This is a genomic window from Acinetobacter indicus (genome assembly GCF_009914475.1).
Taxonomy (GTDB): domain Bacteria; phylum Pseudomonadota; class Gammaproteobacteria; order Pseudomonadales; family Moraxellaceae; genus Acinetobacter; species Acinetobacter indicus.
Genome location: NZ_CP045198.1, coordinates 1,082,024 through 1,094,919, shown reverse-complemented (window position 1 = coordinate 1,094,919; position 12,896 = coordinate 1,082,024). Strand labels below are relative to the sequence as shown.

15 protein-coding genes are annotated in these 12,896 nt (G+C 43.3%); 8 read left to right on the top strand and 7 right to left on the bottom strand.

What is annotated here, in order from left to right; translation table 11 throughout:
* Positions 1–78: 78 nt before the first annotated feature.
* Positions 79–726, bottom strand: coding sequence for a hypothetical protein (locus tag GA693_RS05735; protein WP_160241254.1), 648 nt, complete (start codon positions 724–726; stop codon positions 79–81).
* Positions 727–912: 186 nt separating this feature from the next.
* Here GA693_RS05735 and GA693_RS05730 point away from each other — a divergent pair, with 186 nt between their 5' ends.
* The 3 genes from GA693_RS05730 (at position 913) to GA693_RS05720 (ending at position 3,822) form a co-directional block, all read left to right on the top strand.
* Positions 913–1,380 (top strand): phasin family protein, encoded by a 468-nt coding sequence (locus GA693_RS05730; protein WP_005178447.1) that lies wholly within the window; start codon positions 913–915, stop codon positions 1,378–1,380.
* A gap of 168 nt (positions 1,381–1,548) precedes the next feature.
* Positions 1,549–1,821: an HU family DNA-binding protein gene (locus GA693_RS05725; protein WP_005178445.1), complete on the top strand. Its 273-nt coding sequence runs from the start codon at positions 1,549–1,551 to the stop codon at positions 1,819–1,821.
* 129 nt (positions 1,822–1,950) lie between these two features.
* Complete coding sequence (locus GA693_RS05720) at positions 1,951–3,822, top strand: SurA N-terminal domain-containing protein (protein WP_160241255.1); 1,872 nt, start codon at positions 1,951–1,953, stop codon at positions 3,820–3,822.
* A gap of 70 nt (positions 3,823–3,892) precedes the next feature.
* Here the strand turns inward: GA693_RS05720 and GA693_RS05715 are convergent, their stop codons facing one another.
* Positions 3,893–4,765 (bottom strand): DUF2797 domain-containing protein, encoded by an 873-nt coding sequence (locus GA693_RS05715; protein WP_075174536.1) that lies wholly within the window; start codon positions 4,763–4,765, stop codon positions 3,893–3,895.
* Between the two features lie 35 nt (positions 4,766–4,800).
* On the opposite strand from GA693_RS05715, the gene GA693_RS05710 reads away from it, so the two are divergent.
* On the top strand, positions 4,801–5,271 hold the full coding sequence (locus GA693_RS05710) for a DUF6231 family protein (protein ID WP_005178437.1): 471 nt from the start codon (positions 4,801–4,803) through the stop codon (positions 5,269–5,271).
* 107 nt (positions 5,272–5,378) lie between these two features.
* The gene (locus tag GA693_RS05705) at positions 5,379–5,990 is read left to right on the top strand and encodes a YidB family protein (RefSeq protein ID WP_005178435.1); all 612 of its coding nucleotides are present in this window, start codon (positions 5,379–5,381) and stop codon (positions 5,988–5,990) included.
* A 109-nt stretch (positions 5,991–6,099) separates the two neighbouring features.
* Here the strand turns inward: GA693_RS05705 and GA693_RS05700 are convergent, their stop codons facing one another.
* The 5 genes from GA693_RS05700 to GA693_RS05680 form a co-directional block, all read right to left on the bottom strand.
* Positions 6,100–7,233 (bottom strand): porin, encoded by a 1,134-nt coding sequence (locus GA693_RS05700; RefSeq protein WP_160241256.1) that lies wholly within the window; start codon positions 7,231–7,233, stop codon positions 6,100–6,102.
* Between the two features lie 346 nt (positions 7,234–7,579).
* Entirely contained in the window at positions 7,580–7,993 is a 414-nt protein-coding gene (locus GA693_RS05695; protein ID WP_005178433.1) for an HIT family protein, read from the bottom strand.
* 27 nt (positions 7,994–8,020) lie between these two features.
* The gene (locus GA693_RS05690; protein ID WP_045795400.1) at positions 8,021–8,290 is read right to left on the bottom strand and encodes a YARHG domain-containing protein; all 270 of its coding nucleotides are present in this window, start codon (positions 8,288–8,290) and stop codon (positions 8,021–8,023) included.
* Between the two features lie 82 nt (positions 8,291–8,372).
* A complete protein-coding gene (locus GA693_RS05685) occupies positions 8,373–9,245 on the bottom strand; it encodes an NAD(P)-dependent oxidoreductase (RefSeq protein WP_160241257.1) in 873 nt (290 codons plus the stop codon).
* A complete protein-coding gene (locus tag GA693_RS05680) occupies positions 9,242–10,348 on the bottom strand; it encodes an alpha/beta fold hydrolase (RefSeq protein WP_171502405.1) in 1,107 nt (368 codons plus the stop codon). The genes GA693_RS05685 and GA693_RS05680 overlap by 4 nt, the downstream gene beginning before the upstream one ends.
* A 137-nt stretch (positions 10,349–10,485) precedes the next feature.
* Between GA693_RS05680 and GA693_RS05675 the strand changes: the two genes are divergently transcribed.
* The 3 genes from GA693_RS05675 to recR all read left to right on the top strand — a co-directional run bounded on the left by GA693_RS05675 (position 10,486) and on the right by recR (position 12,692).
* Complete coding sequence (locus GA693_RS05675; protein WP_005178426.1) at positions 10,486–11,673, top strand: O-succinylhomoserine sulfhydrylase; 1,188 nt, start codon at positions 10,486–10,488, stop codon at positions 11,671–11,673.
* An 80-nt stretch (positions 11,674–11,753) separates the two neighbouring features.
* Complete coding sequence (locus GA693_RS05670) at positions 11,754–12,083, top strand: YbaB/EbfC family nucleoid-associated protein (protein WP_005178423.1); 330 nt, start codon at positions 11,754–11,756, stop codon at positions 12,081–12,083.
* A 12-nt stretch (positions 12,084–12,095) separates the two neighbouring features.
* The gene (gene recR, locus GA693_RS05665; RefSeq protein ID WP_005178420.1) at positions 12,096–12,692 is read left to right on the top strand and encodes a recombination mediator RecR; all 597 of its coding nucleotides are present in this window, start codon (positions 12,096–12,098) and stop codon (positions 12,690–12,692) included.
* Positions 12,693–12,896: the final 204 nt, after the last annotated feature.

The window sequence follows — 12,896 nt, the reverse complement described above, 5'->3', positions numbered from 1 at the left end:
ATTCTATGAATCCTGACTAAAATAGTCAAGTTTTTTTATTATTCGGATATTCGATTCAATCGCAGGGAAATTAAGGATTTAAACGATCCATAAATTATACACTAATAACGCAATTAATAGCAGAGTAATTAGACTAAAAGCCAGATTAATTCGCTTTTGGTTGCGTTGCATGCGACGAATGCGGTTTTTATACTGTTTAACTTCTACCTGCAGGGTATTAATGGTCGAGCGTTGCAGGTCAATTTTCTCTAATAATGGGGCAATCCGGCGTTTAGAGGTTTCCAGTTCCTGCTCGTGTTCAGGATCGGCCAGCCATTGACGCCAGTCCGACAGCACTTTAGGAATACTGAATAAAGTCAGCAGGTCGCGGAACTCATCTTTTAAAGTCGGGTCGCCTTCAATGCGCATGGTACGAATACTGCGACGATTTCCCAAGACAAAAATCTTGATCAAATCCAGCAATGTGGTGCGGACATCTAACTCAACGGCTTTTTCAGGTGCTTTTAGATCAAACAGGATGCCGTGTTCACTAAACTGCACATAAAAGTCAAAATAGGGGATATAGCTGTTAATTTTGACTGCAATTTTCTGGTCTACAAATTTTTTGGCCTGAAGTGCAACGACACGATCATATTTCAAGATAAAGCTAAAGATTGTTTCCAGAACAATCATCACCATCGTCAGCAACAAATGTGATTCATTTTGTCTTTGTTGCGATTCATTCATACAATTTAGTCCCTAACCAGATCGAGTCATGCATATCCAAGCGGTGCATTACCAGGAAGTAATACATAATATTCTTGCTTTGTAGAACAGTTTAACAAAACGTTCAAGTGCTTAATTTGCTATTATAGGAGCATTTTGTTGGTTTATGATATTGAATGGTATACAAAATAAGCAGGAGAAATGCGAATGGATGAAGCAGCAGTAGAATCGCCAGAACCACAAAACGAAAATGAAAAAGCGTCTAAAAACAAAGCAAGAGTACGTTCTGGGCGTAAATCGGCGCTGGATTTTCGCAAATATACCAAACAGATCTGGCTGGCCGGCTTAGGCGCGTTTTCCCGTGCTGAAGAAGAAGGCAATAAATTATTTGACTCACTGGTCAAGGTGGGGGAAGAACTGGAATCCAAAACCACCGAAATTGCCGATCAGACCGTAGAAAAAGTTTCTGAAAAGGCCAAAGAATCGGTGGTCGATACCAAAGATAAGGTCGAACGGATGATTGACCATAGTGTTCATCATTCCTTGAACCGTATAGGGCTGGTAACCGTGAAAGATATCCAGCATTTAGAGCAGCTGGTGCTGCAACTGCACAGCAAAGTCGATGCTTTAATTGAAGAAAATAAGCAATTAAAAGAACAACTCCTGAAAAAGTGAAAATCTCGACAGCTTTGGCATTTTTTGGCAGATTTTTGCAACTTATTTTGTATAAATGCGTCTGGAGAGTATTGCTTTTACCCTCAAAGCATTGCTATAAAGGCATTACGGTAACTTAAGCGAAATCTTTGGACCTTAAATAAACGATATTAAGAGGACGTAATCTTCATGAATAAATCAGAATTAATTGATGCAATTGCAGAGAAAGGGGGATTGTCTAAGACTGACGCTGGTAAGGCTTTAGACGCTACAATTGCTTCAATCACTGAAGCGCTGAAAGCAGGCGACACAGTGACTTTAGTGGGCTTCGGTACTTTCAATGTGAAAGAACGTGCTGCTCGTACAGGCCGTAACCCACAAACTGGTGAAACACTTGAGATTAAAGCAAGCAAAGTACCTAGCTTCAAAGCGGGTAAAGGTTTAAAAGATTCTGTAGCTTGATCTTTTAAGCAGTATTAAACGCGCCTCCTGGCGCGTTTTTTATTAATAATCAGAGTTTCGGGTTTTAATACATTCATTCGCTGAGGGTTTTCGGTTAAAATCCTGCACAAGTAAAATATTGGAATACTTATGGAATCTTTTCGTAATGTTATTAAGGGCTGGTTGGGCAAGGTTTTGCTCGTTCTGTTTCTGATCCCTTTAGCACTTGTAGGTATTGAAGGATATTTTAGTGGCGGCAATTCTGCCGACTCGGCAAAATCAGTAAATGGGCAACAGGTTTCCAAACAGGAATTAGAAGCCTTATCCAACTCATTAAAACAACAATATCTCAGCTATACACAGGGCGATGAGACCTTGTTGAATCAGGCGTATATTGAAAATAAAGCACTCGATACTCTGATTGCACGCACCTTGCTGTTACAACAGACTGAACATTTGGGTATTTCCTTAAGCGATGCGCAAATTGAGCAGATGATTGCCCAGCAACCAAGCTTTCAGGAAAATGGCCAGTTTTCTGAAGCACTGTATGCCAATTACCTGCGTTCAGTGGGCATGAGCAGTCAGGCTTTAATCCAGAACCTGCGTCAGGATCATGCCTTGAAAATGCTTAGCGCGAGCTTTATGGATCATGCCTTAGTGAGCGAGCTGGATATCCAGCAGATTGCCAATTTACAAACCGAACAGCGTACCTTGCATTTATCCAGCATTAAACTGGATGAATATAAGAAAAATATTCAGGTTTCAGCGCAAGAAATCAGTGATTATTACAATAAACATTCGACCCTGTTTAAGCAGGTCGCCAATGTTGATGTCGACTTTATTGTTCTGACGCCAGCACATATTTCCGCGACTGAAGCTGCAATCACCGATGCAGAATTGCAACAGGCCTATGACAAGTTTGTTGAAGCCCAGCAAAAAAATGCAGCGCGTGAGGTTAAACATATTTTAATTACCACCGATGCACGTGATGATGCAGCTGCCAAAAAACTGGCGGATCAGGTGTATGCTGAAATCCAGCAGGGCACCAGTTTTGCCGCTGCTGCACAGAAATATTCAGAAGACCCGGAATCTAAAGACAAGGGTGGCTTATTTGAGGCTTATGACGTGGGTGCCTTTGGCAATGCCTTTGATCAGGCAGTCACCAGTCTGAAATCAGGTCAGATTTCTCAGCCGGTGAAAACCCAATATGGTTATCATCTAATTCAGGTTGAAACCGATGCAGTTCAGGTGCCTTCTTTTGAGGCGGAAAAAGCCCGTTTAACTGCAGAACTGAAAAAGACCAAACAGCAAAATGCCTTCTCGGATACGGTAAATAGCCTGAATGAGATGGTGGTGGGTAGTGATGTGCTGGATGTGGTATCTCAGGAAGTCAAAGGCACCAAGGTTGAATCGGTAAAAGGCTTTAGTCTGGCCTCTCAGCATCCAGTATTATCTGATCCAAGTGTGAAGGTGAAACTGTTTAATGATGATGTGAAAAACGGCGATCGTAACGCTTCAAGTAACATTCAAATGGCCAATGGTAATGTGGTTTGGGTGAAAGTACGTGAGTATCATGCTGCGGGTGTGCAAACCCTGGCTGAAGCAACACCACGTGTACGTGCCAAACTGATTGAAGAAAAAGCCTTTAATGCAGCCAAAGCCAAAATCCAGAAATCACTGGATGAGTTCAAGACGCAACCGGCTGCAGAAGTCTTGGCTCAGCAGCAAATCCGTTTTGAAGATGCTGGTGTATTTACCCGTGCTGAAGGTCGTTTAAAGCGTGAAATTGAGCGTGCTGCATTTAGCTTGATGCCACCGAAGCAAGGGATGTGGTCTGTGACCACGGCAGCTTTGCCAAATGAACTGGTCGTTGTAGCGGTATCGAATGTGAACCGTACCACTTCAAATGCTTTAACGCCTGAACAGTTACAGGAGCTTGCCAAGTTGTATCAACAGCTGCGCGCCCAGCAAGAACTGGATGACTATACCCAGTATCTGAAAGCTAAAGCAGATATTGAATAAGTCTGACTGCATAATAAAAAACCGGCGCAAACGCCGGTTTTTTTATTGTGCTTATATTTTGGTGAAAAGTTTATTCAGTACGGATAATCAGTTCATAGCCGGTATATTTACGGATATTAATTACGCCAGTATCTAAAATTAAATATTGTCCTTTAATCCCGAAAAGTTTGCCGCGAATCACCGGGGTCTTATCCAGATTATGCGATTTAATTTTTTCAGGATACTGTTCCACCGGATAAATAAACTCACGTGGACGTTCCTGCTCCATCAATTCCAGCGTTTCATTAAACTCAAGATTCTGGTTAAATTCTTCACGAATGGTGCTGATTTTAGGTGCAAATTCTTCAATCAGCTGGTCACGGGTCGCAATTAAATCGACCGGTTCAGCTTCACCTTTGAGCAGTTTGCGCCAGTCAGTTTTATCGGCAATTTGTGAGCCAAACATGATTTCCAGCTGGCCAGATAAACGACGAGAGCCGACTTTCATAATCGGTAAGGCCTGAGTTGCGCCCTGATCCAGCCAGCGTGTTGGCATTTGGCCAATACGGGTAATTCCGACCTTTAAGCCACTGGAGTTGGCTAGGTACACCACATGCGGTTGGAAGCAGACAGATCGTGCAAATTCTTCTTCGCGGCAAGTGCCTAAATGATAATGACAGGTTTCCGGTTTCATAATACACATGTCACAGGACGCTTTGGTTTTAAAGCATTTAAAGCAGTGACCTTGTGAATAGGATTTTGGAGTTTTGCTGCCGCAAGAAACACAGTAAATATTGCCGGTCCATTCAATTTCTATTTCTTGACCCAAGCGAAAAGGCAGTTCGATTTCTGAGCGATCCAGAATAAATTTATATTCAACATTTGCCCGGTGTGTCTGTTGATCAGTTACACTAAGGTCCTTTAGACCTGCATGCATTTTATGGCAAATGCCTTGTAGTTCCATAAAAAATACTCACTTTCATCATAAGGAATGCAGTCATGGCTGAGATGAATGTCATCACTTCTATGCTAGACGATTTAACCCAGGAGCAGCCAGTTTCTACTGCATTGTGTATTGGTCAACATCTTGAACAATACGATCATCATCAGACAATTCAATGGCAATATTTTAACGTAACTACGCTTTTAAATCTGCCTTTTACCCAGCGTTTTGATTTGGCTTTTGTACTACTCGATACTGAAGAAATGGCAGATTTGAGCAGCGCGCAGAAATCGCAGCTTTTGGTGAAACTGCGTGATTTGCTGGCCAAACGTATGGTGGTGGTGACTAAACGTCAAGATGAACCTTTATTACGTGCCTTGGGCTTTACCCAACTGATGGATAAAAGCCAGCCGCAGCATGACCTAATGTTGTGGCAATTTAATATTTTGACCTATAAGCATGTACCGGACTGGTTTAATTCCAAATTCTGGGCTAACCCGGAAAACTGGGATAAATATCGCTGGTAATGCTCAGCTTTTCTGCAGTTTTTGCAAAAACATAACAATTTCGGATGTTTCAGATGAATGAAGCATCGTATGCTGAGTGAATGTCATTAAAGGAAGAAACAAAAATCATGACAAACTTAAGCAATATTGTGGAAATTTTGGCGAAACAGGCCTTAGGTTCAAATTCTAATCAGCAGCAATCCCAACAAAGTGCTGGGCTAGGCGGTATTCTCGGTTCAGTTCTAGGTCAACTTGGAAATAATCACCAGCAGAGTGGGCAAAGCCAGCAAGGCGGTTTGGGTGGGATTTTAGGCTCTGTGCTGGGCCAATTCGGTGGTTCCAGTCAGGGGCTAGGTGGTAGTTCTAAAACTTCTCTTCTGGTTGCGGTATTGCCTTTGGTGCTGGCCTGGATTCAAAAGCAGGGTGGTTTGCAAGGTGCACTGGACAAATTAAAAGGTCAGGGCCTAAGCAGCCAGGTGGATGACTGGGTTTCGACCGGGCCGGGCGAGAATGCCAGTGTGAATCCGCAGGAAGTCCAGAATCTGTTTGATGATGAAGAAGTGGAACAGGTAGCGCAGCAAACCCATGCCCCTAAACAGGATATTTATGGCGCAATTTCACAGGTGTTGCCACAGATTATTGACTCTTTAACTCCACAGGGTGAGCAGACCAGTAAAACTGAAGCCAATAATGATATTCAGAATGTACTGAATATGGTGTCAGGTTTCCTGAAAAGATAAGTCTGTTTATATAATGAAGCCAACCTGAGGTTGGCTTTTTAATCTAGAAATCTGGATATAAAAAAACACGCCGAAGCGTGTTTTTTTGCTTTTTAGGTAGAGGTTAGACTTAGAAGTCGTAACGGAAACCTAGAGAAAGACCGAATGCATCTTCGCCATCAACACCGCCTACGCTATTTGAGCGGCCTTGAGCCCATGGAGTCAGATTTGAGTTTTCATCATTCAGTACAGTAGCCAAGTTACCATACACACGTACTGCTTTGTCTAGGCGATGTTCAAGACCCACTGCAAGAAGAGTTGCATTTGCATCATCTGCATCTACATCACGGTGGAACACTTGACCACGTAAATAAGTTTTTGGCGCAAACTTATAATCCGCTGCTACACCAAATACTTGAGCATCTGGGTTGTCAGCATCGTTATCATGCGTTAAATACTGATATAAACCACCGAAGTTTAATTCAGGTGTGATTTTATATGCAGCTGCAACACGGAAGCCATCACGTTCACCACGGTTTGCATCTTCTTCATAGTGCTCATAAGCAGCAGCAAAATCGACTTTGCCTTCTTTATAAGTTAAAGCTAAGTCATAAGCTTTATCATCACGATCAGCTTTAGTATTTGTTGTTGTAGTGCCTGGAACAACAACTGTAACTGGACCGTCTACAGTATTAATGACTGTAGTTTTTTGTGAGGTTGTAGATGTGAAACCAGCACTATTACCTTCATGTAAAGAAAGAGCAGCTAAAACGTTAAAGCCACCACCAAATTTTGGTGATTTATATTCAATCGTATTGGCATTACGTTCATCAAAACGTAACTTACCTTCACGTGTTACGTTACGGATATCACCTAATTGGTCACCAAAGAAGTTGACTGGACCGCGAGCAACTTTAAACGGGCTGTCAAAGCGACCTACACGTGCCTGACCAAAATCACCTTTTAAACCAACGAAAGTATCGCGAGTTGCAAACTCTAAATCATCATTTGCTGAACCGCTAGCGAAGTTAATTTCTTGTTCGATTTGACCAAAAACAGTCATGCCGTTTTCTAATTTTTGTTCAGCTTTGAAGCCTAAACGAGAAGAGTTTGAAGATAGTCCAACTTCGTTGTAGTCTGCACCATCATCAAGATAGTCTAAAGATACGTGTGCACGACCATATACTTTTACATCAGCAGCCATAGCTAATGCTGGTGTAAATAAGGTTGCCCCAACTGCTAATGCGCAAAGCGTTTTTTTCATGTGTAGCTCCAATACAGACTATTGTTTTTAGTCCTAAACATTGTTCAGAAGTAGGATTGATCTACCCCCGTTCTCTATTGGTGCTAAGTATTCCTTACAAATGCGACAGTAATATTAAGGAAATATTTCAAAAATATTAAAAAGAACAAATCAGATCAAAAACTTACCTTTAATCGCAAATTTTAAGTGAACAGGTTTTTAAATTTAGAAAAAATTTATGAAATGAATAACTTAATTGCAAGCTAATTGACACCTTAGTGTCATAAAAATAGGTTTAGCAGAAGTTCTGCTTAAAAAAATGGAGCAGTCGCTCCATTCATTTTTACATTTCACCGGGGAAAATATTTTAAAGCACTGCCTTAATCTTTTCAGCCAGTTGCATGATTTTTTCCTGGTCACCCATCTGCGCAGCATGTTTACCGAGTTGATGTACCGAGGTAGGAATGAGGTGGAAATGAACATGCGGTACAGTTTGTCCCGCAGCAGCGCCAGACAGCTGCATCAATACAATTCCATCTAGTCCTAAGGCTTTTTCCATGGCTTTGGCAACTTTCTGCACCACCTGAATGGTGTAGGCTGCGACTTGTGGATCTAAGTCGAGCAGGGTAACCGCAGGTGATTTCGGGATGACCAGTGTATGACCATCTGCCTGAGGCATGATGTCCATAAACGCAAGAACCTGTTCATCTTCATAGACTTTAATTGCAGGCAGTTCTCCCCGCAGGATTCTTGCAAAAATATTTTGATCATCGTAAGCCATGATATTTCCTTTAATCAATGCATTGAATTATTTACAGTTCAATTCTTTCTGACGCGCCTTGATTTCGTCAAGTCGTTGTTGCTCTCTTTCAGAAAATTTTGGCTTGGTGGTATAGCAGTTGTCATTGCCAAACTTGGCTTTGGCTTCAGGATCTTTAAAGCAGAAGCCTTTTGATGCATAAATTACATCATGATCATTTTTCAGCTTTTGACATTCCTGTGCTGAAGCAAAAGCCGTGGTATTTGCCCCAATGAATGTTGCAAGACTGGTCAATAATGCAACAGTGAGCTTATTCATACGAGTTTCCTCTGTAATAACATTGTGGGTAAGCATCTACTCACAATATTAGGTTTTATTCTGATTATTCAATGGCCAGATCTTACTCAATTGTAATCTTGTTCCAGTCCTCATACATTTTAACGGCGCTGGAGAAGTCGCTATCTGGTTCAGCAGTAGCATTGGCAGCCTGAATCAAACTTTGGGCCAGTCCGAGTACCGGTGCTGAAAGTTTTGCATCGCGTACCAAGTCTAAAGCAATTCCGGTGTCTTTGGCCAGTAGCGGCAGGGCAAAGGTTAGTGGAAATGCGCGATTAAGAATACGCTGGGGTAATACCATTTCCGTTACCGCGCTTTTGCCGCTTGAGGCATTAATACAATCCAGCGCTTCGTTTAAGTTTACCCCATGCGCTTTTAAGGTGGTAAATCCTTCGGCAACGGCGCATAAATTGACAGCCATCAACATGTTGTTAATGGCTTTAACAGCAAAACCAGCGCCCGGTTCACCGACATGCTTGATCAGTTGCCCAAAAGCCTGCATCGCGGGTAGGGCTTTTTCAAAAGCTTGCGCATCCCCGCCCACCATCACGGTTAAGGTGCCTTTTTCTGCACCGATGGTTTGTCCACTCACAGGTGCATCCAGAAAATCTACCTGTTGTGCTTTGAGCTGCGCAGCCACTTTTTTGGCAGAATCAGGCACACCGCTGGTACAGTCTACCCAGATAGAGCCGGCTTTTAGCGTCAAACCCTCTAACAGATGTTCTACATCCTGGCTGGTCGGCAGGCAGGAAAAAATCACATCGGCCTGTACGGCCTGTTCAAGCTGAACCGCCTGTGTAGCATATTCCGCTGCGTGTTGCTCGGCTTTGGCAAAATTACGGTTCCAGACATAGACTGTATCAAAATGCTGGGGTAAATGTGCGGCCATGCGGTATCCCATAGCGCCCAAACCAATAAATGCAACGGACTGAATCATGCGGTTTCCTTGTGTATTTTTGTTGATCTTTGCTCGAGCCAACGGGTCAGCTTGGGCCAGAATTCATTGGCACTTTTCTGGCTGGACATCAGGCCTAAGTGACCACCCGGAATAAGAGTAAACGTGACATCTGTACTACTTGTCAACTGGCTTAAAGGCTGTGCAGCGGCAGCCGTCACAATCTGGTCGCTTTGCCCGGCCCCGACAAATAAAGAACAGCGAATATTTTTTAGTTCAATATGTTCATCCTTCAGGCGGATAATGCCGTTTTTCAGCGGATTTTGCAGCCAGACATTCAGTACCATGTCCTGATTAATCCCGCCCGGATAATCAATCATATTGTTCAGGAAATTCCCCAGCGTGGCATGTTCATGCAGTATTTGCGGATCATGCAGGTTGAGCAACAGCTGGCGCTGACTGTCCAGCCAGCCTTTAGGATCTAGAATTTTAAAACCTAAAGCGTTGATGATGCCGGGCGTATGAATGAAATGTGGGGGAATAGAGCCCTGATGTAAGGCCTGTTTTAATTTGTGATTACGTGAAATCAGCTGGTTGCTGCGTTTAAACAGCTGGCCGATGCGACCGGAAGCATAACTATCTACCGGGCTGCCCAGCACCATCAGGTTTTTCACAATCTGAGGTTGACGATAGGCGGTATACAGCATCACAAAGACGCCGGCCATACTCCAGCCATGTAGGGAAATCTGCTCGCTATGGGAGTGCTGTCGAATCTGCTCAATACAATGCGGAATCGCAGCATTAATAAAGTACATAAAATTTAAATGACGATGGGTATAGTTTAAACGTCCCCAGTCAATCAGGTAGACATCAAAACCGCTATGCTGGAAATGCTTGATTAAAGAGCGATAGGGATACAAATCATAAATCGCCATATTAATCGCCAGCGGCGCAACAAAGACCAGCGGCTCCTGATAGGCTTTATTGGGTGAAGCGTAATAACGGATTTGTGCGTGTTGGTATTCGCCAATGATCTCATACGGTGTGGTTTGGGAGATCACCAAAGTCTTGCTGTTAAAAAGCCGGGTCGATAAGTTTTTTAACTTCTTGCGTTGATCTGCAAATTTTTTCTGTACTGGGTTCATAGCCTCTATCTGCTTGTCATGACGCTGAGTTGGATGAAGTCTAAGCGATATTTCCATATTTTACCTTGACCTTAAACACCTTGGGCGCTCAAAATGTTGGCAATTCTTATAACGGTAGTCTAAGGGCGAAAATCGAGATGAGCGAACAAGACGAGATCGAATATCAGTTAGATACTTTGGCAATTCGTACTGGTCATGACCGTACCTTCGAGGGTGAGCATAGTGAACCCATCTTTTTAACATCGTCTTTTGTTTGCGAAAGTGCAGCTGATGCAGCCGCCAAATTTTCTGGGCAAATTGAAGGGAATACCTATTCCCGTTATACCAATCCGACTGTCCATACTTTTGAAAAACGCTTAGCAGTGCTCGATGGCGCAGAACGTGCCGTGGCCACCAGTTCAGGTATGGCTGCAGTACATGCAATTACCCTGGCCTATTTAAAAGCCGGCGATCATGTGGTGTGTTCACGCGCGGTATTCGGTTCGATCATTTCATTATTTGAAAAATATGTCATGAAATTTGGCGTAGATGTAACCTTTGTTGATCTGGAAGATTTAGCGGCCTGGCAGCAGGCGATTCGCCCAAATACACGCTTACTGTTTATTGAAACCCCATCTAATCCATTGGCACAAGTGGGTGATTTGCAAGCGATTGCTGATATTGCCCATGCAGCCAATGCCTTGTTTGCCGTTGACAATACCTTCTGTACCCCGGTTTTACAGCAGCCGATTAAATTTGGTGCGGATTTAATCATTTATTCATCAACCAAATATATTGATGGTCAGGGCCGTGCCTTGGGTGGTGCTGTTGTCGGTAATCATCAGTTATTGGAAGAAATTAATGGCGTGATTCGTACCCTGGGTAACTCGATGAGCCCGTTTAATGCCTGGGTCTTCCTTAAAGGTCTGGAAACTCTGAACCTGCGAATGAAAGCCCACTGTGCTAGTGCACAGAAGCTGGCAGAATGGCTGGATGCCCATCCAAAAGTGGAAACCGTATATTACGCCGGTTTGCCGCAGCATCCGGGGCATGAATTAGCGAAAAAGCAACAAAGCGGTTTTGGCGGTGTTGTATCGTTCGTGGTGAAAGGTGAGCGTGAAGGTGCATGGACCGTCATTGATAACACGCGTTTCTTATCGATTACCAGTAACCTTGGCGATGTAAAATCTACGATTACCCATCCTGCCACCACCTCACATGGCCGTATGTCTGCCGAAGCCAAACAGCAAGCCGGTATTTCAGAAGGTTTAATTCGTGTTTCTGTGGGTCTGGAAGATATTGATGATATTATTCGCGACCTTAGCCGTGGTTTAGACCTGATTTAATTTATAAATTCTGACATCTTTTTGCTGAATTTTCGTGTAGAGTGCTTAGCCAAAGATGTCAGTTTTGTTCGGAGATTTTTATGAACATTAATATGTTAATGCAGCAAGCGCAGCGCATGCAGAAAGAAGTAGAAAACAATATCAAGAAAGCCAAAGAAGAACTGGCACAAACTGAAGTGCATGCCGAAGCGGGCGGTGGTCTGGTCAAAGTAACCATGACCTGCCGTAACGTGGTGAAGCGTATTGAAATCAATCCTGAACTGTTACAAGACGATCCAGACATGATTGAAGACCTGATTGCTGCGGCCATGAATGATGCAGCGCGTCAGGCAGAAACCATTTCTGAAGAACGTATGAAAGCAGCGAATTCTGGTATGGGCTTACCACCAGGTTTGGCAGGCATGTTCTAAGGTAGCGCATTTGTGTTCAGCGATCGTTTTGATCAACTGGTACAAGCCTTGCGTATTTTGCCAAGTGTTGGGCCAAAATCGGCCCAGCGCATGGCCTTGCACCTGATCATGAAAAACCGTGAAGGCGCGCTGGGTCTGGCTTATGCCTTAAATGAGGCGACCACGCATATTCACGAATGTTCCATCTGCCATTCTTTAACCGAAGATGAAGTGTGCAATATCTGCGCATCTTCGGAGCGTGATGAAGAATTACTCTGCGTGGTGGAATCACCAGCCGATGTCATGGCAATTGAACAAAGTGGCAGCTTCCGCGGTAAATATCATGTCTTGGGCGGGCATTTATCGCCGCTTGACGGGATTGGCCCGGAAGAAATCGGGATTCCAGCTTTAATTCACCGTTTAAGCTCGGGTCAGGTCAAAGAAGTGATTCTGGCGACCAATGCCACGGTAGAAGGTCAGGCGACGGCGCATTATCTGGTCGAAGCGACCAAGCATTTACCGGTGCAGATGACCCGGATTGCCCAGGGCGTGCCGCAAGGTGGTGAACTGGAATATATCGACAGTCACACTTTAAGTCAGGCTGTCCATAACCGTATGCGCATGAAATAAGTACTCCGGTGCTTATTTCATCAGATTTCAACTTTTTAAATTGGGTCTTAATCAAATATTGAAACTTTAACTAAGATATAAAAAATATAAACTTTTGTTTATCTTGAGCTTAAACTTTAAAAAAAATCAGCAAAATATACCGTAAGTTTTATTTTTTTATAGCTAAATTATATTTATTGGTTAAAATACCCCTTGAGAAACTTT